Raw genomic sequence first — 26,737 nt, 5'->3', positions numbered from 1 at the left:
GAATATGAGTTATAAGTAAATAGTGCTTATCTTATATTCTATGTTAAATACTATAGTTATAATGCACTACATGAATGTGTAATTGCAAAATAAATATTTTTGATAAGTGATAACCAAAAATATTTATTTAGCTATAATTACACAAATGTTATGTATTAAGACACTACCTAATAGGTATTAACTTAGCATATTTTGTTTAACATTAATTTCCTGACCATTCATGTTATTGTTTTTTCCAACTTCAATTATCACAAGATCATTGGATAAGATTTTCTTTGCTACTTTGTTTACTTCGTCTAATGTAATAGCTTCATAATGGGAATTATGATTGTTTATGTAGTTAGTGTCTAAGTTATGTAGTTGCATACTTAACAATGTATTTGCAACATTATCATTATTTAGTAGTGAAAGTACGAAAGAATTAATAATACTGGACTTGCCAAGTGAAAATACTACTTCATCAATACCATTTTTTGTAATATTTTCTATAGTTTCTTTAAAAACTGACATAGATTTTGTTACTGTGGTATTGTCAGTATATAATACTCCTTTTAGTATACTACTGTGATCCATGTTCTTTAATCTACTACTAGTGTGGTATGTTAATCCTAACTTATCACGTAATTCTATCATTAATATTGAATTTAGACTTAATCCACCTAAGATAGTGTTGAATAGATCTGCTGCATAATAATCTTTGCTATTATAAGGTATCCCGTCTGTTGCAAACATTATTACACTTTGTGGTATGTCTCTAGCAACATATAATAAGTTATGTTTTTTGTTAATAGTGGTATCTGGTATGTTATTATTATTATTACCAGATGGTAATTTAGATAGCAGGTATTTGTCTAATAAATTTGATAACTCGTTTGGGTTGATATCTCCTGCTGCACTAATAACTATTTGGTTCTTATCAAAACTACTCTTAACGTATGACTGTACATCTTCCTCATTGATATTATTTACGGTGCTTAATGTTCCATTGCCTCTATTGGAATATGGATGTCCTTCAAATATAGTATTAAATAATTCAGTTGTTGCTATGAAGTCAGGGGCGCTATATAAGGATTTAATCTGTGCAATGTGTTCATCTTTTACCCTATCGAATATTTCCTCGTTGTTTGTTGGATTTAACAAACAATCACTTAATAGTGATAGTGCATATTCAAAGTTTTCGGATAGGGTTTTTATAGTGGCGTAGAAATTGTCTTGATCTACATCGAATGTTAATGTAATGCCTTTACTTTCGAGTTGCTTGATAAAATCAAGACCACTGCTATTCTGTGAACCTTGCTTTAGTATTTGTGATGTAAAATATGCAAGTCCTTGCTTGTCTGGTTTATCGTATGCATATCCTGCTTTTTTAAATGCAAGTGTAAATGAAATGGTTGGTAAGTTGTGGTGTTCAACATATAAATAACTGACATTATTTTTTGTTGTTGCCTTTTGTACATTGATATTTACATTACTGTCTGCATAAGTACTGTAAGACGTGCTTATAAAGAAAATAAATGTTGCTATATAATATAATACGTTTCTCATAATTATGCCCCTAATTTAGGTAATAGATATCCAGCAAATTTTGCATTATTTTGAAAAATGTTCTTTAAAGTGGAATTTACATCGTCAATAGTTATGTTATCAATTAGGTTAAACATGTTATTGATTTCTGATAGTGGTATTCCAAGAATTAAACTGATTCCATAAAATTGTGATATAAAATCTAATCCATCAAAAGCATAGGTTATCTGTGCTTTTGTTCTATATTTTGCAGCTTCTAAGTATTCTTCTGGTATACCATTTTCTATGTAATTGTTTATACATTTATAGATTTCTTCTTCTACTGTTTGTAGAGTAATACCATCTTTAGGTACAGCATGGATTTGAAGAAAAGTGTCGCTGTATACTAAGTGACTATAATCTGTGTTTATGGATGTTACAATTGGATTATTGAGTACTAAATCATTATACAGCATACTAAATCTACCGTTGCCAAGTATTTCTGCTATGATCATGTTTGTTATGTAGTTTTTTGTAAGATTACTTGGTATTTGATTCATTAAGAATAATTCTGGTACTTCTACTGACTCATCTTCTAATGTAACGGTCATATTTACCTTGTGCTTAGGTTCTAGCCTTGGGACACGTGGGAATTCTTGATTACGAGGTTCTATTGTACCGTAGTATTGTTTTGCAAGTTTAATAACTTCTTTCGAATCTACGTCTCCTGCTACAACCAATATTGCATTGTTTGGGCTATAATGTGACTTGTAAAAAGCTTCTGCTATTTCTTTATTGTATTGACTAATTTCATGTTCCCATCCTACTACAGGCCTAGCATACCCATTGTAATAAAATGCATTCTGCATCTCTTCTAATAGAATATTTCTTGCTTGGCTTTCAGTACGCATTTTTCTTTCTTCCAAAACTACCTTTTGTTCTCTGTTAAATGCAGTGTCGGTAATTTTTAGATTTTGCATTCTATCTGACTCGATATCCATTACAAGAGGCAAGTGTTGTTTTGGTACTAATTCATGATACATAGTGAAAGATTCAGAAGTCCCTGCATTAAAGTTTGCGCCTATACTGCTTAAAGTTGTAATGAGGTTTGGAAATTTTTCTGTTCCACTAAACATTAAGTGTTCAAAGAAATGGGCTAACCCAGAATATCCTACCGGATCATCAGATCCACCTACCTTGTATAGTACCATATGCATGACTGCTGGACTGCGATGATTAGGTAAGATGTATATTTCTAGCCCATTATCTAACTTTTCATGAATTACTTCGACATTTAATGATAGGGCGTTACTGGTTGTCGTACAGAGGATTATTAAGAATAAGACAAAAAATCTAACCATGATTTTAACCTTTGTAATTATCTAATTTTAATAAAAACTTATGGTGTAGTTTATAAATGTTAATGTGCTAATAAGCTTATTACTTTTTTATTGTAAAACTATTAATCTGATTACATCAACTTACCTCATAATATATTGTTTGAACTATAAATGTTAAGTTGTTTACTTATGCTGTAATAGGCAAAATCAGGTTATTTATAATGCAAAATATCAAATTGTAAATACAAAAAGAAAAAAATTATGTACATGTTGCATAAGATCAATATTAGACTGTGTATTCCTCATCGACGTAAATGGTACAGTAGGAAATTAAACTACTAGTTTGTATGAGATAATCTGTTAGTTTGTTAGTGCTTGTTCTATTATGGTGTTTTAGTTTGATGTTTATCCTATAGTGAGTAACTAAATATTGAAGTACTAGTGATAAATATACTACAGGTTTTTTAAGAATATTATTTTTATTAGTTTCTAAGTAATTGTGATCTTGTCTATATTTGTGTGTAATGTATTTGAAGGAAAGAATATCTATTAAAGAGTTGATTATTTACTATTTTCTTTATATTTAAAGAAAGTATATGAAAGAGTTATTAACTTTACATCAGATGTTTCAGGGTCAGTTTCTATGTCTGGGTCTATAAAAAATGATACTGGCATGATGGTATTTTGATAAGGAGATAACGTTTGTTGGGTGAAACAAAAGCAAGCAACCTTATTAAAATATTTACCTGCTTTATAAGGGGTAACGTTGTATACAGCCATACCTGAAACGTATTCATTAGTTAAGTTTTCTGCTCTATAAAAAATTAATTTCTGCTCTCCGGGTTTTACAATGGTGTAAGGTATTTCAGGATAGAATTTCCATGGAAGTTCTTGGTTTATGTCTGCGTTGAACCTTACTTTAATAGTAGTTTTACCTAGTTTAGATTGCTTGGTTGTTTTTATTCTTACTGTTCCTCCATATCCTGTAACTTTACAAAATATACTGTATAATGGTACTGAAGCATATGCTAGGCACAACATAGATAATGTTAATGATATTAATAAATAGATAGTGTTTTTTATTTTCTTTGTCATTTTGTTTTGTAGTTAATTTTTTCTAGCATTAAGCTTGCTGCTTTTTGTTCAGCTATTTTTTTATTATTGCCAGTTGCTTGTAGTGTTTCATATGAATGCATTCTTACTTCTACGGTAAAGATGGGGTTGTGATCTGGACCAGATTTATTGACAATATGATAACTTGGAGCAAGTAGTCCTTTACTCTGTGCCCATTCTTGTAATATAGTTTTTGCGTCTTGTGGTGGTACTTTCATGTGTTTTGCAGAATTTTTCCAAAATAAGAAAATAAAATTTTTTGCTGCTTTTAGTCCTCCATCGAGATATATAGCACCTATCAATGCTTCTAATGCATTTTCTAAATTACTAGAATTATTTGCTCCACCACAAGTTCTTTCACCATCGGACATAATGATAAATGTTCCTAAATTTATGGATTGTGCAACTTCTACTAGCTTTGTACCGCAAACTAATGCCGTTTTCTTTTTTGCTAAGTTACCTTCTGTATCTTTAGGGAAGATATTGAATAGCATCTCAGAGATAACTAGGTTTAATACAGCATCTCCTAAGAATTCAAGCCTCTCATAGTTGAAATTCATACTATCTTTAGAAGAAGAAACACTTGGATGAGTTAGAGCTTCATTAAGTAATTGAGTATTTTTAAAGCTATATCCTATAATTTCTGATATGTTGTTTGTTGTCATTTATTCTGAATAATAGTGGGATATATCATGCTTAAATTCTGCCTTATCTATAGGGATGTTACTACTAATGTTGTAAAATTGAATACTGGTTGTAGAATCTGGATTTGATATATTTAATCCTACGATAGTAATTGGATTGATATTAAAAATAACTTCTGCCTGTGATTCTGACTTTTTATCATATAGAGTCACTATTTTTTGATTGTTGACTGTATCTATATTTACAAAATCTATAGTTGATATATTTTTCATGTCGGAACTTAATAAGTTAATAATAGGACTGTTAATAGTTGTGTAAGAGTACTCTTCAAGTTCTCTATCATAATAAGAAATAGTTTTACCTTTAATGATAATAGATACTGGGGTAGGTGGGTAATAATTCCATTTCAGAAGTCCTGGCTTTCTCATAAGCACTTGTCCATAGCGTGGAATATTATCAGTAGAAGAAATCTGTATAAACTCTGCCTTAAAAGAACGTACAGCGTCAAAATATGTAAGAGCGTTTTTAATAGTATCTACTCTTATGTCAGCAGAGTATGTATTACAACTGTAATATAGACTCAGAGAGAATACTAAACAGAACGCACATAATAACTTTCTTACCCTCATATTCATTTCTTCTTCATCTTAATAGGAATAAATAATGGTGGAAAGCCATCCCTGTGTACCAGTAATGCTATGGATTTGTTCTTGCTTGCTTTTCTTATTGCATGCTTAAAGTCTGAAATACTGGTAATTGTTAATTGATTAATTTGAGAGATAATATCACCTTTTCTTAAGTTTTTACTTGGTGCATCGTTACTGTTTTCTGTTTTTAAGACTATTACCCCTGTAGGTATTTCAGTACATTTAGGTATCATGTTAGATTCTATATTACCTACTGTTAATCCTAACTCAGGTGATTGAAAAATATTTTTTACGTCCTGATTAATTTGATTATCTTGGTTATGAAGATTATGGTCTTCTAGTTTTCCTATTTTTACAGTTAAGTTCATTAATTTCCCATTACGTGATATTAGGATATTAACATCACTTTCTGGTTTGGATCGTAGGACAGATTGATATAACTGTGATCCTGCGGTAATTTTGTTACTATTAAATTCGAGTATTACATCTCCTGGTAGTAAAGCTGCTTTACTTGCTGGACTATCTTTTATTACAGTTGTTACTAAAACTCCTGCTGCTTCTTTTAGCTTAAATGGCTCTATTAATTCTTCTGTTATAGGTTGCATTACTATGCCAAGCCAACCGTGTTCTACTTTTTTACCTTGAGAAAGCACTTCAATGATAGGAACAGCACTATTAGATGGGATTGCAAAACCGACCCCTATACTGCCTCCTCCACGCTGTGTTGATATTATTGCTGTATTGATACCAATTACTTCACCATGTATATTAAATAATGGACCACCAGAATTGCCGCTGTTTATAGCTGCATCAGTTTGTAAAAATTCTGTTGCTCCAATATTTAAATCTCTTGCCCGTGCAGATATAATACCAATACTTGCAGATCCTCCAAGGCCGAATGGGTTGCCTATTGCTACTACCCAGTCTCCTACCTTAGCAGAATTAGAATCGCCAAAACTTAAACATGGGAGTTTTTGTTTTACATCAACTTTTAATACTGCAAGATCAGTCTGTGGGTCTGTGCCTAAAAGTTTTGCTGATACAGATTTATTATCACTAAATGTTACGAAAATTTCTTTTGCATTTTGTACAACATGGTAGTTAGTTACTATTATACCTGATTTATCTATTACAAAACCCGAACCTGCACTTAATATTTCGTGTGGTATTTCTTTTTTTGTTAATTTTCCTTCAATTAGGTTCTTTAATAGTTCTTCAAAGTTTAATAACAGAGGGAATTGTTCAGATGTTAAGTCTTGAATTATACTGATGTTTACTATTGCTGGACTTGAATCTTGAATGAGCTTAGAAAATCCTGACCTTGGGTCATATTGTTCTATGTTTTCAGAAGATAAACTAACTAAGGGTGTAATTGTTAGTAGTAATGCTGATATAACTAATAAAAATTTCCTCATTAATTACCTCTCTGCTTATTAAAAAAATTAATAAAATCATTGTTAGGTGATAAAATGATTTTTGTATTTTTTCCATTAAAAGCTTGTTTATACGCTTGCATAGTTCTATAAAAGCTAAAGAAGTCTGGATCATTTTTTAGAGCATCATTGTAAATTTTTGATGCTTTAGCTTCTCCGGTTCCTCGAATTATTTGTGCGTCTTTTATTGCATCTGCAATGATCATACGAGTTTGTAAATCTGCATCAGATTTTATTCTTTGGGAGGCTTCTTCTCCTTCTGCTCTAATTTCTTTTGCTTCTTTTTCTCGATCTGTTTGCATTCTTCTGAATATGGCTACACTATTTTCTTCTGGTAAATCTGCACGTCTGATTCTTACATCTACCATTTCTATTCCAAATTTTTCGGATTCTTTGCTGACACCATCTTTTATTATTGCCATAACTTCTGATCTTGCTCCATTCAGGAAGTTAATTAATGATACAGTGCCTATTTTTTCACGAATGTTAGATTCAATTATGGAACTCAACCTATTCTGTAATCCTATTTCATTTCTAACTGTTTGATAAAATTTTACAGGATCTACTATTCTGTATTTTGCATAGGAATCAACTATGAATCTTTTTTGATCTGCGGCTATAACTTCTCTTGAATCAGGGCTAATATCAATGATTCTTTTATCAAAATAAACAACTTTTTGTATTACAGGTATTTTGAAATATAAACCGCTAGTCTTTATTTGTTTTGCAACACGTCCAAATTGTAAAACTATTGACTGATGTGATTCGTCTACGATAAATACAGAATTTGATAATACGATTATCATTACGGCAGCCAAAATGCCTAATACCAATTTGGTTGGTGATTTATTCATGAACTTACCTATTGTTTTTAGGATCTATTAATGGGAAATGAGAAAGCATGCCTTTAAGATCATCAGTAAAAACAACTTTATCATTTTTGTTAAGAATTTCTTCCATTGTTTCTAGATATAACCGATTGCGTACTGCTATAGGTTGTTGTGCATATTCCTTATATATTGCAAGGAATCTTTTAGCATTACCTTCAGCTGCATTTACTACTTCGCTTTCGTATGCTTCTGCATCTAGTTTGATCTTTATTGCTTGACCTTTAGCTCTTGGTAGAACTTGATTACGATATGCATATGCTTCATTAATGAGTTTTTCTTTGTCAGCTCGTGCACTCTGTACGTCTCTAAAAGAGTTAATTACTTTTTCTGGGGGATCTACTTTTTTAAGTTGAATTGATAAAACTTCTACTCCCATATTATAATGATCAAGAATACTTTGTAATAAAGATTTAGTTTCTTGGGATATCATTGCTCTTCCTTTTCCTTCAATTGCGAAAGAAATTGAACTTTTTCCAATGATTTCTCTCATTGCACTTTCTGCTGCATTTTTTACTGTATCTCCAGCTTGATTATCTCTTACTTTGAACAAGTAATTGTATGCATTGTTAATCCGCCAGTGTACGTCAAAATTAATATGGACTATGTTTTCATCTCCAGTTAGCATAACACCTTCACCATGCTCTAATGTGTTATCCATATGAAAACGGGAACCAATTTCTTCTCTATTAACTGTCTTTACTTTTAACTTAGTTATTTCTCCAATAGGTGATGGGAGATGATAGCGTAACCCAGGTCCTACGGTATTATAATATTTACCAAATATTAGTTGTACAGCTTCTTCTTCTGGTTCTACAACATAGAACCCAGATGCCATGTATAATAGTATGAAAGTTAAGACTGCGATTGTAATCTGTAACTTTCCATTGTTATTGGATTGGGTATTGCGTTTATTCTTCATAAATGAATTAAACGTGTTACTAAATCTTTCTATGAACTTATTAATATCATTAGAGTTCTTGTAGTTTTTAGGTTTATTATTTTCTGTTGTATTATTATTGTTCCAAGGATCATAATCATCAAACATAAATTACCTTAAACCTAGCTTAAAAATATGCCTAATACCAGCTTAAGCATCTGACCAATTTATACAATAAAATTTAATATCTATCAATAGAGATTGTGACCTTGATGATTAAACTTAAAGAAATGGTTGATTATGTACATATAGGATTCATTGTTTGACTTTGAATGAGTATGTTGTAGATTATTAAAAATTATAATAAAATTAAAGTTTATGCCTAACACTATTTAATAAATATGTGTTAATTTATATGGCTAATCAAGTTAATCCTAATGCAACTATTTATAGTAATTAATACAAATAATTGAAATATGTAATATTTCATATTTGTTCATTTAATATCTTTTAATGTTTTAAGAATATAAATATTGTTATTTATATTTGTTAGTTTACTTTATAAATTGGATTTGTTATATACTATTGAAGGTTAAACTTGTGTTTGCTCAATTTATAAGCTAATTTAAAAAGTATTAGTTGTATTGTTTTAAAAGACTTAGTTAATTTGTAGTTACTTATGATATTAAGTATGTGTTATTAATTCATTAATAATGGTTGACTTTTTAACATTTTAGTATATAGGAATTGGTATTACAAATTTAGAACATGTGGTTAATTTAGTGATATTTTTTGGTAATAATTTTTTTTCTAAAGGAATGAGTTTGACCATTTTATATATAAAAATAATTGATGTATTAAAGTTTGTAAGGCTGGTTAATTTGAGTTATGAAATAACAAACAATGCGCTATGCTATAAACTAATTTTTAGGAAAAATCTTTTATTTGTTATGGTGTAGATAAGATTAATAAGAGTTTTTTATCTCTTAATATGTGTTATTCATAGATTTATGGGGGGTTTTAATGGTAGATTGTATAGGTAGATGTTTTATAGGAAAAGCTTTCCTATTTTTGATACTATGTATGTTAGTATTACCAAACATTAGTAGTGCTAGTAAAGATCAACAACAAAATGATGATGCTGTTACTAAAGTAATATGTAATGTTGTTGTGTTTGTGCAAAGGTTGGGGTTACCAATCATGACTGGGGTAATATTAGGTTCAAGTATAATGGCAATATTTGGAAGACTCCCATGGCCAGCAATAGTAATGCTTGTTGTATTTACAGCAATATTTTTTGGAGCTGGTAAATTAATTGCTAAATTTGCCGGTGGGGTTCAAGGTATATCAAATGCAAAATTTGACTGTGCAGATATTGCAGAAAAATAAATTATTGTATTACCACTACACTTGTAAAAGTGCAACATAGTTTATTATGTAGAAAAGAGTTTATAGTATTGTTTTGTCTAATCACTAATGGTTATGAAGTTATAAACGAATAATAATACTCTAAATATTTTAAGGTCAGCTATATTCTACTTTACTAAGTTCTTCTGATAGTCATATGTTTTAAGTAGCTAGAATATACTGGCCGTTGCCTAAAAGGTTATAATTGTTTCAAGAATTGCTATTACTGTTGCAATTAAGATATCTTCATCACTTCAAGTAGGCTTTTTTGTGTTTATTATATAATAGCAATATTTACTGTTGCTCCACTAGCACTTCCATTAGTATACTTTTTACAAACATCTTCTTCACTGTTGCTCACTACTCCAACTCCATTAGCAAACTTATGCATTAACTTACCAGCTCCAAAAAATATTGCTGTAAATACAACAAGCATTACTATTGCTGGCCATGGGAGTCTTCCAAATATTGCCATTATACTTGAACCTAATATTACCCCAGTCATGATTGGCAAACCTAGTTTTTGAACAAAACCTATAACATTACATATAACTCTGGTAACAGTATCATCATTAGTACCTGGAGACGATGCTGTGGCCTGAGCATTAACTATATTAGCTGTAAAACTCACAAAGATAAAAAATACTAACAAGCACTTAATCATACACTACCATAGCTATAAACACAACATGTGTACAACTAACTACTATATATTGTTTAAAATACTATAAACTATTTCATTACACTAAATGTTCTAAGTAAACATCTGTATATACTGAAACAAAAAAACGCGTGATTAGTACCTAAATATCCATAACTAACTTACATTTAAGTAATACCTTGGCTAGTTACAAGGCGGTGCATTTAGTACTATAACCACAGAATCATTACATAAAAAGTTTAATAAAAACATTATATTGTATAATCAACACATATACTTACGGGCACAAACCAAAATTGTCTTATATTAATTTGACATATCTTGATTATAATTTTAAAAATTTATGTTTAGTTATTAATTATATAGAATATTAAATAGTAGCTACTTCATTATTTTGCGTGTGTTGTATTGATTATTGTTCATATAGGGAATATATACAAAATATCAATTAGGTAACATTGATTTTGTTCATTTTATAAATAGTGTAGTTTTTTGACACATATTTTATGTGCATTTTCTTAATAAAAAAATCGGATCATGTTTTTTGTTGGTTCTGTTAAGGAATTTGTAACTTAAAGTGTAGAGTTGTCTTAGTTTTAAATGATCTGATATGTTGTGTATGTGTTAGATTTACTGTTCTTTATATGTAAAGTCTTGAAATTATAGGCATTTCTTATCCTTTTAATAGTGGTTGTAATTGTATTTGTTTGGTTTTTAGTTACATATTTATTCTATAATAAGTCGTTTATTGTATTAGTATACAATTATCAATAATATCAAATGGTATTATTAGTTTATTATAAATTTACTATTTTAGGTGTACTACATCGGTTTGGTGCAGTTATGAAAACATAGTACTGTTATGGTGACCATTAAAAATAGTACTTAGTATATATTAGGTGGGATTTAATGTTATGGTAATTTATAATTAAAAGTGTATAATACGTTACTTGTGATATGTATTGTGATATATACTGGTAATAGATATGATGTAATGACTATTAATATTTAATGTGAAGAGTATATTACGAAAAACAAAGTGAATATGTGGCTTTATTAGTTGATGTATTTTCTTCAGTTTAGGAAAATGTGTGTTATTTAAAATAGTAAGTAATCAGGATTTATTTGTGTAGTAGTGTTATAGCTGGTGAAAGCTTACTATTTAGTTGTATATGGGGTGTGTGTATGGTTAAGGTTTTTTTAGTATTTTTAATGGTTTTGGGGTTTGTATATAATGTATCTGTAGCTGGTACTCAATCTTCAACAACGCAAAGTGGAGCTGAAGATACTGTGACTAAAGTAATATGTAATGTTATAAATTTTGTGCAAGGAATAGGTTTGCCAATTATGACAGGAGTAATATTAGGGTCAAGTATAATGGCAATATTCGGTAAATTACCATGGCCAGCAATAGTAATGCTTGTTGTGTTTACAGCAATATTTTTTGGAGCTGGTAAGTTAATGCATAAGTTTGCTAATGGAGTGGGGGGGAATAATGGTACGGGAGATGTCTGTCAAACATCTGCTGCCAGCGGTGCTGTTGTTCGTATTTTTGTTTGGTAATGTATATGAGTTTATTTTACATGAATATTACTTGAAAAGGAATGTGTAAGTTTTGGTATCTTAGTGTTTAAATAGTGAATCAAAGTCTGTTAAGTAATGGTGTTCTAGTAGCTGTGTGAATTTGTGTGAATTATTAGTGGGTTTATTTTTTTAGGTGTGTATTATGAAGATGTTTTTAATATTTTTTATGTTGATTAGGTTTATGTATGATATGTCGTGTATAGCTAATGTACAACTTGCTGATGTTGCTAGTAATGATGATACTGTTACTAGAGTTATATGTAATGTTATAGGTTTTGTTCAAAAACTAGGTTTGCCAATCATGACTGGGGTGATATTGGGGTCAAGTATAATGGCAATATTTGGTAAACTGCCATGGCCAGCAATAGTAATGCTTGTTGTATTTACAGCAATATTTTTTGGTGCTGGTAAGTTAATGCATAAGTTTGCTAGTGGGGTTGGAGTAGCTAATAATGGTAATAATAGCGATGATGTGTGTAAGAGCTATACTACAAATGCAGTAAGTACAAATATTACTGTGTAAATAAGTTTAGGAAAATCTACTATGAAGTAATTTTATGACTTTTAGTGTGTATGTTGATTATATAAATATGGTGTTTCTAATCAGGCTTTTTATGTAATGATTTTATGATTATGGTGTTAGTATACTTTTCTGTAGTTAGTTAAGGCATTACTTGAATATAAGTTAGTTATGAATATTCAATAGCATGTTTTTTGTTTAAGTAGTTACAGTTTTATTTAGAATATTTAGTGTAATCAGATAGTTTATAGTATTTTAAACAATGTGTGATAATTAATTGTACGCATGTTGTGAATTTGTAATTGTGGTAGTGTATGATTAAATTTTTGTTAATGTTTTTTATCTTTGTGAGGTTTATGGCTAATATAGTTGATGCTCAGGCCACAACATCGTCTACAGGTACTAATGATGATACCGTCACTAGAGTTATATGTAATGTTATAGGTTTTGTTCAAAAACTAGGTTTGCCAATTATGACGGGAGTAATATTAGGCTCAAGTATAATGGCAATATTTGGTAAACTGCCATGGCCAGCAATAGTAATGCTTGTTGTATTTACAGCGATATTTTTTGGTGCTGGTAAGTTAATGAGTAAGTTTGCCAATGGGGTTGGAGTAGATAGTGCTAATGAGAACAAGGATGTGTGTGAGGCTTATAAAGCAACTGCAGCAGGTGCTGTGATAAATGTTGTTACAGTGAATTAATAGGTATCATCATACATATGTATAATAAAGCTATAAGGCAATTTTATCTATTCTTAATAATATTACTATGCAGAAAATGTTAGCGTAATGAAGTTTTTCAACTAGGGTATAAATGCAAATTAATATATATGCATACCCTTGATAAGATGTGATTCCTATATCAGATATTTAGTGCAACTAAATATTCAGAGTTTATTAGTCAATAGGTGATAATAATTAATAAGTTGTTTCAATTTATATGATGGTAGAGTGTGTGGTAAAAATTTTTTCAATGTTTTTTATAGTTGTGATAGGGTTTGTAAGTAATGTATCTATAGCTAATCCTCAGGTGGTAACGGTAGTTGTAACTCAGCAAGCTAATGGAGATGACCCTGTCACTAAAGTTATATGTAATGTTATAAAGTTTGTACAAGGAATAGGTTTGCCAATTATGACGGGAGTAATATTAGGCTCAAGTATAATGGCAATATTTGGTAAACTGCCATGGCCAGCAATAGTAATGCTTGTTGTATTTACAGCAATATTTTTTGGTGCTGGTAAACTAATGCATAAATTTGCTAGTGGAGTTAATAGTGTTAGTAGTGGTAGTCAACAAGATGTATGTAATGGGGGGGGGGGAGCAGCGGCAGTAAGTAGCAATAGTTTGATACTGGTATTTTGAATAAATGTTACTGTTAATTATATAGATTATACATGTTTAAAAAATTTGTTAAGTGGCTTATTGCATTTTACTAATGTATTAGGCATAGACTATTAGTACAGAAAGTTTTTTTCTCTATTAAAAAATGTGATTTTGTATAGAGTGTTGGATGTAATTAAATACTCAAGGTTTATTAATCAATAATGATAGTGAATGTCAAGGGTTGTATATATGGAGTGTTATGATGAGAATTTTATTAACGTTTTTGATAGTTATTATAGGGCTTGTGGGTAGTGTGTCTATAGCTAGTCCTCAGTAATAGTGGTAGGTGCAGTTTCAACTGCAGGTGCATCTTCAACAACTAGTAATGATGAACCTGTAACTAAAGTGATATGTAATGTTATAGATTTTGTACAAAAGCTAGGTTTACCAATAATGACAGGGGTAATATTAGGTTCAAGTATAATGGCAATATTTGGTAAACTACCATGGCCAGCAATAGTAATGCTTGTTGTGTTTACAGCAATATTTTTTGGTGCTGGTAAAATAATGACTAAATTTGCTGCAGGGTCTGGAGTTAGTGGTGGTGGGTGCAATGGTGCTCAAGCTGCAAATGCTGCTGCTGTTAACTAATACGTATTATACTTGACATAAAGAATATAAATTTTATATGGATGGAATAACAAAACATTAACTTAACCTATGTTGTTGTATTGATCATTTCTGATAGTAGCTTATATTATCAACATATTATTTATAATGAGTTGCTTATTGATATATGTGAATATTTTATCAATAGTGTAACAAATAAAATATTTATCATCTAAAGTAATCATCTGGCTATTAATAATGTTTAGTTTATATTACTGGTATGTTTGTATGGTTAGTAGTCTTTTTAGTGTGACAATCTAAATATGTTAGTGAGTAATTATGAGATATTATTATAAATAATTGGGTTAATTTATCTCAAGTATAGTCTTACTATTATTTAGTATATTGATGCTTACTGATGGTTTAATAATATAATAGTGGATTTTCTAATAATGTACTAATTACACAAATGTTAGAAACTTGTATACTATTTAACTGATTGTAGTTAGGTTATTGTTGATATACATGTTGTTAAAATGTATTATGTTAATTTATGCCTGTACATAAATAAGCTATATTTATGTCGGGATTAATGACCGATTTAAACTTTGTTGATAATAAGTGACACTTTGTGTATTCTACATTAATATTATGATGTCAAACCTTTCGTATATAAGTATAATGAATTTCTTGAGAGTAATAGTAGTTCGTAATACCTTAAAAGGTTATAGTGGTATTTATTGGATGGGTATATCGATTCTCAATATTTATTTAATCTTAGTTTATAGTTAAAAAATATTTAACTTGTATTAATCAGCAGATTGTTAAATTTTTTAAAACGATATGATTATTGTAAAGAGTAAATTTATTATACTAAGCTTTTATGAGTAATGTTTTTTATGTTGATAATAAAATAAACATGTGTTTGTAGATACAAAATTCTGATTTATAATAGTTATTATGTAACGTAAATTTTCAGTGATTATAATATTCATTCTTTCCGGTATACTTATTATGTTATTGTTTGTATTAAATTATGTGTTGATATAAATTACTCTAATGGAGTTATACAATTTTATCTTATCACGTCTTTGAAAATCAATTGTACTTAATATAACTTTTTAGTGTAATATAAAGTTGATATTAGCTTACTAGTGGTAAGCTTATATTTATTTATAGTCTGGTTGTATGTTATTGTTATCCGTTTATTTTTATTTTGGAATAAATAGAATATTAATTTTATGTCTAGATAATGGGTAAGTGTATGTTATTTGTATATATGTGTTAATCAATAATGAACACTTTTTTTTGATATTATTGTAGGTTAAAAATGGGGTTCCTTTATGTCTTTTATTAAGGAAATGATAGGTTGTTCTAATATAGATAATTCTACTGTAAAAGAACATGATAATACCTATAATAAAGGAAATTTTGTTCCTGCAGCTTGTCATTATGATGAGAACACAATATTAAATAAAAATGGGGAACTTTTACAAATTATAAAAATAGAAGATTATGTACTTAATACACAGGATACAGACTTAAGAACAATTGTACGTAATAGTATTACCAGTAGTATTACAGTACCTGAAGTCTCTTTTTGGATATATACAATCAGGAAATTACATAAGTTTGATCTTTCACGTGAAAGTATAGATGATGTGTCTGATGTGCTCCACGATACTCATATGCAATATGTTAATCAGCAAGTTACATACATTAATGAACTCTATATTGCCGTAGTGACCCATAATTTACCAGAAAGTATAAAGGGTATTTTAGGGGCGTTGTCATTTCCTTATGTTAAAAACAAACATAAAGAGTTCTTAAAAAATAAAGTTATTAGATTAAATAAAATTACTTCGAGTATTTTAGAAAATTTAAAAGAATTTGAGGCAAGAAAATTAGGATTATTGCCTAATAGTAAAGGTAAAATTAGATCAGAACTTATAGAATTTTTTTTCTATCTAACTACAATGAGATATAAGGAATGTTTACTTGATATGACTGATATCGCTGGTGTATGTGCACATTATGATATCCATATGGGATTTAATACGTTTAAAATATCCGATCGTGATACTCATAAATTTGGTGCAATATTAGCAATTAAGGATTATCATGAGTCCCCACTGGATTCTGTGGATCAATGTTTACAGCAAGATTGTGAATTTATGATTGTAGAAATCATGAAATTTACCAAAGGTAAAAATGTAGTCAAGTTTTTTCAAAAGCAAGCTAAGCTTTTAGAAGTAAGTAACGATGTGCATTTAAGGCAGATAACTAACATAGATGAATTTGTGTCAACTGATGTAAATTCATGCTTAGATTTCTGTGAACGTAAAATTGATTTTGTTATTACATCTGATACATTGAAACAACTTCATAATAATATAGATAAGTTTATTGTTTCGTTGTCATCACTTGGGATCTTGTGTGTAAGATGTGATTTAACAATAGAAGATGATTTTTGGGCACATTTGCCTGGAAATTTTTCTCATGTGTTAAATATTAGATATACCTTGACTAAGTATGCGTGTACATTTGCTTTATTGCATTATTTCCCTTCAGGAGCATTGCAAGGAAATAAGTGGGGACAAGCAGTTACTATCTTTTTTTCAAATAAAGGAAGGCCTTATTTTTTCAGTTTTCATGTGAAAGGTAATGGACATACCTTAGTGGTTGGTAGCCCTCAGTCTTCTGTTACTATGTTATTGAATTTCTTGTTATTGGAGTCAAGAAAATTTAATACAAGAATTATCCTATTAGACTATAGAGGTAAGTCTATTATCTTTACTAAAGCGATTAATGGAGAGTATTATAGAGCAGATCATAGACCTGATCATCATGAACTTTCATTTGATCTTTTCAGACTTGAAGATAATAGTATGAACCGTAAGATAATCAGCGGCATTCTACAAAGGATGTCATGTGTAAATATAGAAGAAATGTCTGAGGAGATGAAGAATACTATTGATGAGGTAGTAGAGTATATCTTTAATTTACCTATGGAGGATAGAAATATAAGTAGTATTACTGATTATATAAATAAATTAGGTAAAAATGCTCATCGGTGGATAAATAATGGAGAATTTGCTCATATATTGAATGATGGAACTAATATTGATTGGAATGCAAAAATTTTAGGTCTAAATGTTGGGATAGTTTTATCTAAACCACAATGTGCTTCTGTTTTAATTTATTACTTCTTGCATGTGTTGGTAAATTACTTGGATGGAACTCCCACAATTTTAGTGGTGGATGAGGCATGGATTTTAGATTACGTATTTAGAAGTGATCAAGAGCTTGATGACTGGGTTGAAATGATGTCTCAATTAAATGTTGTAATTGTGTTTTCTGGTGAAAATATTCCAGCAGTTGTGTCAAGTCATGTTATTTGTAGTTTTAATAAACATGTTGAAACACAGATTTTTATGCCAAATTCTGTATCAACTAATAAATTATATATGAAAGCTTTTAATCTCTCAAAGACAGAGTGTAATACTATGTTTCAAATGCCATCTCAAGAGGGGTACTTTTTCGTCAAGCAGTGTAATGTTTCGATAGTATTATCATTTCAACTACCTGATATACCAGAGGTTAATGTGTTAACTGCTACTCAAGAGACAATTCGATATATGTATGAGTCTATTAATAGTTATGGTAGTGATGTTAAAAAGTGGCTACCTGCATTCTATAATAAATGTAGTAAGTAATTTCATTATATACATTCTTTATTTTTATCAGCTGTATTATTAGTATGCAATGTGGTACTGAATAATATAGGATGAAGTATAATCATTATGTTTTCAATATTGTGAATGTGTTGTTCTTTTATAGGATGCTTGTTAATTCCATTCAACACATCTTGCTTAATTTAACACTAAACTAAAGTATAATAACATTAGGTATCACCACACATATCGGCGACACAAAAGCTATTACTATAGGAAACAATACTCAACATTACTATACATAAGCAAGATCTTACTTTAATTACACAAAATTAAAAAATGACATGCTGTTTACATTTACTATAGTAACTATCGTAAAACTATCCTACTAAAAACCATTGTTATCAGGTGTAAAAGTGTGTATTAACCTATATTATTTTACTAAAGGAATACTAATTTAAATGTAGATTTAAATACTTTCATTTTTTATACATCAGATAATCATATAAATAGATAAACTCTACAAAACACATGTACAAGCTGATCAACACATAACCTTATGAATACTCTTAAATTATGTTATAAAACAAAGTCTTCTATACGCAATTATATTATGTATTTTGTAAGTTTATCACTATTCTAATTGTAACATCAGTTGTGAGGTAAATATATATAATGACGTGCTGTGTATTATTTAAATTATATTAATACATTTATTTAGTGCACTATAAAGTTACAAATTAGTGTGGTTGTGTACAGTTTATTTAATGTGTATTTGGTGGTATGAATAAATAATCGCTTATGATTAAGTATTGTGTGAAAATGTTCAAATATATGTAATGCATCCTATAAAACTATATGCTTGATCCGATTATAATAGCTAAAATGATAATTTATGTTTTGTGATGTCAATGTATTGTAAAGTTGTAGTTGTGCTTTTATTAACTAATAGTTTTAAAAATGTTGTTGTATATAAACTATATAAATGAGAACCGTGTTGACTATTGCATATTGTAGTATTTTGTTTTTCTATTGATGGAAAAATAACATTATTTATTGTTGCTTTTATCAATAATATGTTCTTTAAAGTTCTAAATAATATAAGTAATGATTAGTATCATTTTTTAATCATGTATGTTAATTGACGTATTTTAATGTTTTTATATAAATTATAGAAAGTACATATTATTTAATATAGAACATTCTATTATAGGTTCTATGGGAACTTACTAGTAATATAAGGTATAATTTGATATTTTCGGATGTGTATCTAGCATCCAACGATTTGTCACTTATTCAAATGAGGTATAGTTAACTATTTTCTTATTTTCAGATATAGTAGTTATATCATTAAGATAGTTTATTATTTTTCAGAAAGTACTATGATAATAAGGTATATTATATTATTTAGTGTATTATATAACCTAATAGATAATACAATATAATTGTCTAGTATTTCAAAAGTAAATTGTTTGTACTCCTGCTTATTCATAAATAAGTAGTATTTATCCGACAACATTAATGAATTTATTACGTTTAACGTGATATATATAATGTATTTTAAAAGTGATAGGTGACTATCCATAATGTTAAATCTGTCAAGATAGATTATGTTTTATAAGAAAAATTTTGGTTGACATATGTTATGATATATCCTCTTATATGAAGGAATTTTCATATAATCTATTGCGTCTTGTGTAATAAAGGTTGCGTGAATAACTTTTTAGTCAGTAATTAATAAAAGTCTTATGAGAATACAGCATTATAGCAGTGTAATTTTATTATTGATTATTCTGATAAAACCATTGTTATTATATGCTGAGTTAAAGAATGGTAATGGATTTGTTGATGGATTTGATGTAGGATTTAATATAGATGCAAAGAATGGAAAAATATTGTTTGGAGACAAAATTTTCCCTCTATCTACTTCAGACTTTATAGGTTTGTTTGCTTTTAATGGTTACTATGGATTACACTTTCTTAATTATTATGCGCCACTAGATTATACTGAGGTTCAGGGTCAAGAGCTTGTTACTATAAGGTTTGCTTCATATAATGCGGACAACCGTAACATTTATTTTAGGCGATATTTACGAGGTCGGTACGTCAATTGTGAAAATGACTTAATTGATACTTTAAATATTACTCGTGATAGATCCAAACGTACCTTTTTAGAACATGACATTATGTATATGGCATTATCTTCGTATCCTAAGTGGGGGGAAAACTACGTTAAATTGCATACTATACCTATAGGCAGTTGTAAAACTGTGTATGAAGGTAGTAATGTTCATAATCCTATTAGTGTTATAACTTTTAATGCAGACATGTATGGGAAAAGTTATGTTTGTATATGTTTTGTCAGTGCTTGTGATGCTAAGCCTGTAGTGGAATCATGTGATTTGAAAAGTTTACGTTGTACTCGTAAAAAATTGCGTGTCGATCCTCCACCGTTTTGTGAAATGTTTGATATAAAAAATATAGTAACAATTGTACCTTTAGCGTTTTCCAAGCAAACTTTCTTTAAACCTGGAGCTAAGTTATATATTCGTTCAGGGTCTGAAGAGCCTTATGTTATGGATTTGTATGTGAAATCTCATAAAATAGGTGAGAAGAGTACTTATAATGTTGAATATAAAGGGATACCATATGTATTCCAAGTTTATAAAAAAGGGCGTGATACAGTGTGTGTTGACTATACAGATAATAATGTGCCTGAAGACACTGTTTGTGTCCCTTCTCCAAGTTTGATGCGTCCTAAAATCAGCTCTAATGGTGATGGTATTAAGATTAAATATCAAGATTGTCAGGATTCTCCTGATTGTGATATCAATTTACCAGTAGGTACGCATGATAAAAATCTATTATTTTCTGTAATAAAACCTAAGATTAATAAGGATGATTATACACTGTTGAATGAATATAAGTGTGCAGATGGTCAATTAGTACATGATCCAAATAAATGTACAGATCCTGATTCAGCTCACATGCTTGGATATGCTAATGATGATAATGGAAATGTCACATGTGTTGTTGATATGCCATTTGTTCCTACTGAATACTCTTTGAAAAAAGGCAATAGAAATTTATGGCTACGTGAAAATAAAAAAATGTTACAGGGTTATGGTATAGTTGTAGAAAATACTGCAGATGGTAAGAGGAGTGAAAAATATGTTCAGTGTGATTATAAGTATACAATAGATATTGCTAGTCTTACACAAGCTCAGCTTGCTAAAGTCAGAACAATGAGAAGCATATTTTTTAATATTCCGGGTCACTATAATCCTAAGGATAGAGCGTGTCAGGGTAGTGTAGTATATAAATATGATAGTAATAGACTTTATGAAAAGGTTAATGGAATATCATGTAAAGATGTAACTACTTGGAATGATGGACCAAGTACTTTTCAAGGATGTAGCTCATTGTATATAAACGATGATGATTTTACAAATTTCTTCCATGAAAATAGCAATGTAAAAAATATAAAACCTCTGAATCCAATATTGCAAGGTATGTGTGTTAGTAATTTCCCTTCTAGTACTTATGGAATTAGAGAGAATAGAAAGGTATTACCTACAAGTTATGCATTGCGTATTAATAAGAAAAAAACATCATGTGATTTTATCAAGATAGAAGCATGGGGCGGTGGAGAGTCTGGATCAGTTGGATCAGCTAAATCTGGTAAAGCCGGTAACTATGTTATGGGAATATTAAAATTAGATAAAGATATGATGGATAAGAGATTCATAATTGATGTAGGTGCTGGTGGTAAAGGAGATCGTCATTTGAGTAATGCTGGTAATGATACTAGTGTCAAATTGTGTACTAGTGATAATGGCAGTGATTGTGTGATGAGTTTAATAGCTCAAGGTGGAAGTAAAGGAGATGATTATTTACAAGATAAATCTTCTGGAACTAACTTACTTGCTCATTATAGATTATTTTCTGGGCATCGTAATGTGAAAGAAGATGAAATACTAATACCATATCAAAATCCTGATTTATTTGAGGGCAAAATATTAAAACAAGCAGAAGAATGTATGTATCGTAATCTAGAATTAGAAAAGAATTCTAATAAATATCCTGGAGCTGGTGGTTGCTCTGATGTGCATGCAAATGGACAAGAAGGTGCTAATGGTATTGTGAAATTGACTTGTGAAAAATGGTCAGGTACTCCAGGTACAATAGAATTTGAGGATGAAAATGCATGCAATGCTGCGCTAGTGACGTTTATAGAGGAAATTAATCACTCAAAAGACTATCTTCCTGAGAAAGTAAAAGAATTTTTGAAAAAAATCAGTCAAATAAGTGTTTGTAGAGAATTGAAGAGTTTACCAAAGTTAGTATCAAGCCTTTCTGAATACTTTGTGTCAGTAAAAGCTTTATTAACTGGGACAGCTAATTATCCAGCATTAATAAAGTCCCGTAAAAGCTTATTAGCAGAGTTAGATAATAATAAAGTTAAAGAAGCCTTAAAAAAGGTAGGTATTGACTATGCACCTGACATGACACTCTTATACATTGATGCACTTGTTTTTAATTTTGGCTCTAATGTTTTGAATAAACCTGGTCAATATTTATTAAATTACTATGTTGCAGCTAATGATGATTCTTCAGTAGATGTTGATAGTAAAGTGGTACCAGATGAATTAGCATTTGCAATGAATGCGACTAATAATCTGTCAAAATCACGTGATTTTAGTGTTAAAATAAGTGATCAACAGTTTATAAAAAAATATAGATCATTTATTGAAGCAATGGAAATGTATACTAGAGATAAAAAACCTGGTCATAATAAAGAAAACAACAATGTTGTGATGTCCTGGATGTATAGTTTCTTTAAGGCTGATAAACATCTTTTTGATATGTATGCTCATCTTTTTGTTGAATTAATGTTAGGTATGAACTTAACTGAATTTATAGAATGGTATCATTGTTCCGAGAATATACTGCAGTTATTTAAAGAGATAAATCAATATAAGAAAAAGTTACCTTTAAGAGTACAAAACTTTATTACAAAAATTAGTGGAGAAGATAAATTTTGTAGTGAGATGTCTCGATATGTAGAAGTTAATCAATTGTTGTATAACTATATAGGTAATATGAAACATTTTGTGAACAGTATTCTTCAAGATAATGTTAATAATTTTTCATTGATGGAAAATGATATGAAGTCATTAGTTGATCAATGGAGGAACTTTTTAGGTAACTCAGACATACGAAACGTTTTTGCTAGAGTAGGTGTAACAGAAAATAATGATGAAATAAGGTTGTTGTTTGATGCGGCTGTACTTAATAGTATATTATCAGAATCTAATGCTTCTGAAGGCTCTATACTTGATCAGTTAAGAAACTCTAGGGTAGGAAAGCGTGTGTTTAGTTTAGTAGATTTTCCTGCACGTTATCTTTCTATGTTACAAGATGATTGTAATATGATGGAGTGTGGTGACAATGGTATTTATAGATTTGACATCGTATCATTGTGGACCTTTGTAGCATTTCATATGGATAATAAGTTTAACGATAAACATTTTGAGTATTTTATTAAATTAATGTTAGATCAGGATCTACAAAAGCTTAGTACTACTAGTGAAAAGTCTACAGAACAAATACTTGCTGAGCTTATTGATAACATTAAGAAATATAGGAATAAATTGCCTGAGGTGACAAATGATTTTATCGATAAAATTAGTACTCATAGATTTTCTGGTGAACTTGTACAATTGCCGGAGTTAGTAGATTTATTACACAAATATGAAATGTCTATACGCGACTTTATAAAGGGATTAGTTGATGTATCTAATGATGATATAATAAATAGTTTAGGTAATATATCAACAGTATATAAAGAGTTAGGTAATACATTAAATAAAGAGAGTGTAAAAAAGGCTTTTGCTAATGCAGGTATAACAAATTCTGTTAATGAAATAAGATTGTTATTTGATGCAGTAATAATTAATTATCTACTTTCAGATTTGACTCCATTTAAGAAATTGCTTATTGATGTTAAGACAACATCCAGTATAGATAGAAAAATGCTAATAATGCAAAGCATGGGTAATGTTGATTTATCAGTTTTTAAACAAGATGTTATGGATAATGCATACGGGGAATATAGTAGCCACAGGTTTAATATACTGGTACTTTGGTGTTATATGATAAATAATCAGCATTATTATCGTAATTTTACTGAAAGGTATTTCAATCCTTTTGTAAAGTTAGTATTAGGAGAAAATATAAAAGAGTCTACTAGTGAGAAAAGGCAGTTTACTGGTTTTATTAATAAAATTAGTAAATACAAGGAGATGTTGCCTGATGGCATAAATGATTTTATCGCTAAAATTAGTACTAAGGAATTTTATAATGAACTTATACAATCACCAGAATTGATAGGATTATTAAACAAGGAAGAAACATTAATGCGTGATTTTATAAAGGAATTAGTCAATTTATCTAATAATGGTGTAATAAATGCTATGGATAATATATCACAAATGACTCAAGAATTTAATGATATATTAAAGACAGCAAAAGTAAAAAAGATTTTTGCTAATATAGGTTTGACAAAATATCGGGAAGTTAGGTTATTGTTTGATGCAGTAATAATCAATTATCTCCTTGCAGAGTTATCTCCATTTAAAAAACTAGTGATTGATGTTGATAAGACTCCCTATTTGCAGAGGATGGTAATTGGCTCAATGATGGAGGTTTATCAGGTTGATTTATCGGTTTTGAAACAAGATATATTAAACAAATATGGGAAGTATAGTAGCCATAGGTTTGATATGATTGTACTTTGGTCCTATATGTTTTATATGGCATATTATTATTATGATTTTGCTGATGACTACTTTAATCCTTTTGTAAAGTTTGTATTGGGAGATCGTTTACCTAGTCTTCGTAAATAGTTTAATAGGGGTATAAGATCGCGATAAAAAAATCCGGTTAAGGAGTATTTTGTGAATTTATTGTTTGCATTAATCAATGTAGAATAGCTTGTCTAAAATTTATAGGGTTTTGTGAGTAATATTAATATACAAAGATTGTAATAAGGGGAATGGTATTCTAAACTTTGTAAGCAGCTTAACAAAATATCAAGAGTTATTTGTATGATTTGATAGAATAATGGAATACATAGAGTGATGTTTTTTTGTATCTTCAGGTACATTTTTTGATGTGAACGAGTTTACTGTCGACGGTTATAAAGGGTATTAGATAATATGAATGTTTTTGATAATGTCAAAAATATATAGATATATGAAAAGTAACAAGTCATGTACAATCATGTTGTATATTGGACAAATTACGCTAAATAATTTTGTAAAGTCCATTGTTTAATTAGATAAAAGGTCGGTTTTATAAGCATAGTAGTGATTTTGCTGTTAAGAATCAGCATGTATTGGTAACTACAATTAAACTGCAAATGCGAAACATACGAGTTATTAAATTGGTATTGTAAAACTGTAGGCATAGTTTACTTCCATAAAGGATGTACAATGTATGAACTAAGCTTTGAAGGTGTTGTGAGTCAGTTGTGAGGTAGGTAGATTGATCATTATGGTAAAAGACTACTTTGATAGATATATTTTTCATTAAGTAAGTTTCATCGAGTTAGTATTGTAAAACTGTATATGTCATTTACTTCCATAAAGGATGTTACATATATGAACTATACTTTAAAGGCGTTGTGAGTCAGTTGTGAGGTAGGTAGATTGATCATTATGGTAAAAGACTACTTTGATAGATATATTTTTCATTAAGTAAGTTTCATCGAGTTGGTATTGTAAAACTGTAGGCATAGTTTACTTCCATAAAGGGTGTTACAATATATGAACTACGTGTTGAAAGTGTCGTGAATTTAATTCTGAGATGGGATAGATTAATTATTATGTATAAAGATTGCCTTGATAGATATATTTTTCATTTGATAAATTTCATTATATATTAAAGTAGCCACAATTTTAACATTATGTTATGTGTAGATATATAAAATTGCTAAGGGTTCCTACTTTTAATTAAGATTGGATATAAGTTTTATGAGTTAATTGCTTGAAAATTGGATTTGTAAGGTAAACGGTAAGATACATTTTTTAATAATTGTAGATTTACCATAAGTTCACATATAGATATTAATTATTATTCAATTCTGGGCCCAAAACTTTGTTAACTAAGTTTTGTACGTATTTTTTATATGTAGGTACATGAAGTATGTCTATCACTTTTTGAGGGTTTTACATAGATAATTTTTTTAAGAAGTAAGCTAAATTTAGTATGGTAAAGAAATTTATATTCCGTGTTGGTATGTGATAATGTGTAATAAACCTCAGTAAATTGATTAAAGAACTATTAGGTTAAATAGTGAATATTGTGAGTATTACAAATTGTGCAACTTTGATCTTATTTTAGAACAAAGCTACTTGTATTCCAGCTAAACATTATTCTATACTTACAAATAGTTGTTCATTATATATGTTTACTTGTTAATGGATAGTTAATTTTAGGTTGTAA

17 protein-coding genes are annotated in these 26,737 nt (G+C 29.4%); 8 read left to right on the top strand and 9 right to left on the bottom strand.

The features are described 5' to 3' along the window. Window positions 1–177: 177 nt before the first annotated feature. The 8 genes from EDL80_RS04550 to hflK form a co-directional block, all read right to left on the bottom strand. Complete coding sequence (locus EDL80_RS04550) at window positions 178–1,545, bottom strand: M16 family metallopeptidase (protein ID WP_158406991.1); 1,368 nt, start codon at window positions 1,543–1,545, stop codon at window positions 178–180. Window positions 1,546–1,547: 2 nt separating this feature from the next. Next, complete coding sequence (locus tag EDL80_RS04545) at window positions 1,548–2,864, bottom strand: M16 family metallopeptidase (protein WP_158406990.1); 1,317 nt, start codon at window positions 2,862–2,864, stop codon at window positions 1,548–1,550. A gap of 540 nt (window positions 2,865–3,404) precedes the next feature. Further along, entirely contained in the window at window positions 3,405–3,938 is a 534-nt protein-coding gene (locus tag EDL80_RS04540; protein ID WP_158406989.1) for a cytochrome c oxidase assembly protein, read from the bottom strand. Beyond that, entirely contained in the window at window positions 3,935–4,621 is a 687-nt protein-coding gene (gene rnc / locus EDL80_RS04535) for a ribonuclease III (RefSeq protein WP_158406988.1), read from the bottom strand. Before rnc ends, EDL80_RS04540 begins: the two co-directional genes overlap by 4 nt. Continuing rightward, window positions 4,622–5,230, bottom strand: a complete 609-nt coding sequence (locus EDL80_RS04530; RefSeq protein WP_158406987.1) for a LolA family protein — start codon at window positions 5,228–5,230, stop codon at window positions 4,622–4,624. It abuts the gene before it with no gap. A gap of 2 nt (window positions 5,231–5,232) precedes the next feature. Beyond that, entirely contained in the window at window positions 5,233–6,663 is a 1,431-nt protein-coding gene (locus EDL80_RS04525) for a Do family serine endopeptidase (protein WP_158406986.1), read from the bottom strand. Beyond that, window positions 6,663–7,535, bottom strand: a complete 873-nt coding sequence (gene hflC / locus EDL80_RS04520) for a protease modulator HflC (protein WP_158406985.1) — start codon at window positions 7,533–7,535, stop codon at window positions 6,663–6,665. Before hflC ends, EDL80_RS04525 begins: the two co-directional genes overlap by 1 nt. 4 nt (window positions 7,536–7,539) lie before the next feature. After that, window positions 7,540–8,616, bottom strand: coding sequence for an FtsH protease activity modulator HflK (gene hflK, locus EDL80_RS04515; RefSeq protein WP_158406984.1), 1,077 nt, complete (start codon window positions 8,614–8,616; stop codon window positions 7,540–7,542). Between the two features lie 855 nt (window positions 8,617–9,471). On the opposite strand from hflK, the gene EDL80_RS04510 reads away from it, so the two are divergent. Then, a complete protein-coding gene (locus EDL80_RS04510; RefSeq protein ID WP_158406983.1) occupies window positions 9,472–9,837 on the top strand; it encodes a TrbC/VirB2 family protein in 366 nt (121 codons plus the stop codon). Window positions 9,838–10,132: 295 nt separating this feature from the next. On the opposite strand, the gene EDL80_RS04505 is transcribed toward EDL80_RS04510, so the two are convergent. Continuing rightward, entirely contained in the window at window positions 10,133–10,519 is a 387-nt protein-coding gene (locus EDL80_RS04505; RefSeq protein ID WP_158406982.1) for a TrbC/VirB2 family protein, read from the bottom strand. 1,182 nt (window positions 10,520–11,701) lie between these two features. On the opposite strand from EDL80_RS04505, the gene EDL80_RS04500 reads away from it, so the two are divergent. From EDL80_RS04500 to EDL80_RS04470, 7 genes are all read left to right on the top strand, one after another. Then, window positions 11,702–12,079: a TrbC/VirB2 family protein gene (locus EDL80_RS04500; RefSeq protein ID WP_158406981.1), complete on the top strand. Its 378-nt coding sequence runs from the start codon at window positions 11,702–11,704 to the stop codon at window positions 12,077–12,079. Window positions 12,080–12,242: 163 nt separating this feature from the next. Then, window positions 12,243–12,623, top strand: a complete 381-nt coding sequence (locus tag EDL80_RS04495; protein WP_158406980.1) for a TrbC/VirB2 family protein — start codon at window positions 12,243–12,245, stop codon at window positions 12,621–12,623. A 311-nt stretch (window positions 12,624–12,934) separates the two neighbouring features. After that, window positions 12,935–13,324, top strand: coding sequence for a TrbC/VirB2 family protein (locus tag EDL80_RS04490; protein ID WP_158406979.1), 390 nt, complete (start codon window positions 12,935–12,937; stop codon window positions 13,322–13,324). 241 nt (window positions 13,325–13,565) lie between these two features. Then, window positions 13,566–13,985, top strand: a complete 420-nt coding sequence (locus tag EDL80_RS04485) for a TrbC/VirB2 family protein (protein WP_410521732.1) — start codon at window positions 13,566–13,568, stop codon at window positions 13,983–13,985. Window positions 13,986–14,282: 297 nt separating this feature from the next. Then, window positions 14,283–14,597, top strand: a complete 315-nt coding sequence (locus tag EDL80_RS04480) for a TrbC/VirB2 family protein (protein ID WP_158406978.1) — start codon at window positions 14,283–14,285, stop codon at window positions 14,595–14,597. Window positions 14,598–15,898: 1,301 nt separating this feature from the next. Continuing rightward, window positions 15,899–18,271, top strand: a complete 2,373-nt coding sequence (locus EDL80_RS04475) for a hypothetical protein (RefSeq protein WP_158406977.1) — start codon at window positions 15,899–15,901, stop codon at window positions 18,269–18,271. Window positions 18,272–19,977: 1,706 nt separating this feature from the next. Beyond that, a complete protein-coding gene (locus tag EDL80_RS04470) occupies window positions 19,978–25,137 on the top strand; it encodes a hypothetical protein (protein WP_158406976.1) in 5,160 nt (1,719 codons plus the stop codon). Window positions 25,138–26,737: the final 1,600 nt, after the last annotated feature.

The organism is Ehrlichia ruminantium (assembly GCF_009728835.1).
GTDB classification, from domain to species: domain Bacteria; phylum Pseudomonadota; class Alphaproteobacteria; order Rickettsiales; family Anaplasmataceae; genus Ehrlichia; species Ehrlichia ruminantium_B.
This window is presented reverse-complemented; position numbering and strand designations above follow the sequence as displayed.

Bases quoted from the DNA above. Each gene is read 5' to 3' on its own strand.
- EDL80_RS04540 (WP_158406989.1), bottom strand. From the start codon at position 3,938: ATGACAAAGAAAATAAAAAACACTATCTATTTATTAATATCATTAACA.
- EDL80_RS04470 (WP_158406976.1), top strand. From the start codon at position 19,978: ATGAGAATACAGCATTATAGCAGTGTAATTTTATTATTGATTATTCTG.
- hflC (WP_158406985.1), bottom strand. From the start codon at position 7,535: ATGAATAAATCACCAACCAAATTGGTATTAGGCATTTTGGCTGCCGTA.
- EDL80_RS04530 (WP_158406987.1), bottom strand. From the start codon at position 5,230: ATGAGGGTAAGAAAGTTATTATGTGCGTTCTGTTTAGTATTCTCTCTG.
- hflK (WP_158406984.1), bottom strand. From the start codon at position 8,616: ATGTTTGATGATTATGATCCTTGGAACAATAATAATACAACAGAAAAT.
- EDL80_RS04500 (WP_158406981.1), top strand. From the start codon at position 11,702: ATGGTTAAGGTTTTTTTAGTATTTTTAATGGTTTTGGGGTTTGTATAT.
- EDL80_RS04550 (WP_158406991.1), bottom strand. From the start codon at position 1,545: ATGAGAAACGTATTATATTATATAGCAACATTTATTTTCTTTATAAGC.
- EDL80_RS04510 (WP_158406983.1), top strand. From the start codon at position 9,472: ATGGTAGATTGTATAGGTAGATGTTTTATAGGAAAAGCTTTCCTATTT.
- rnc (WP_158406988.1), bottom strand. From the start codon at position 4,621: ATGACAACAAACAACATATCAGAAATTATAGGATATAGCTTTAAAAAT.
- EDL80_RS04525 (WP_158406986.1), bottom strand. From the start codon at position 6,663: ATGAGGAAATTTTTATTAGTTATATCAGCATTACTACTAACAATTACA.
- EDL80_RS04485 (WP_410521732.1), top strand. From the start codon at position 13,566: ATGGTAGAGTGTGTGGTAAAAATTTTTTCAATGTTTTTTATAGTTGTG.
- EDL80_RS04545 (WP_158406990.1), bottom strand. From the start codon at position 2,864: ATGGTTAGATTTTTTGTCTTATTCTTAATAATCCTCTGTACGACAACC.
- EDL80_RS04490 (WP_158406979.1), top strand. From the start codon at position 12,935: ATGATTAAATTTTTGTTAATGTTTTTTATCTTTGTGAGGTTTATGGCT.
- EDL80_RS04495 (WP_158406980.1), top strand. From the start codon at position 12,243: ATGAAGATGTTTTTAATATTTTTTATGTTGATTAGGTTTATGTATGAT.
- EDL80_RS04475 (WP_158406977.1), top strand. From the start codon at position 15,899: ATGTCTTTTATTAAGGAAATGATAGGTTGTTCTAATATAGATAATTCT.
- EDL80_RS04505 (WP_158406982.1), bottom strand. From the start codon at position 10,519: ATGATTAAGTGCTTGTTAGTATTTTTTATCTTTGTGAGTTTTACAGCT.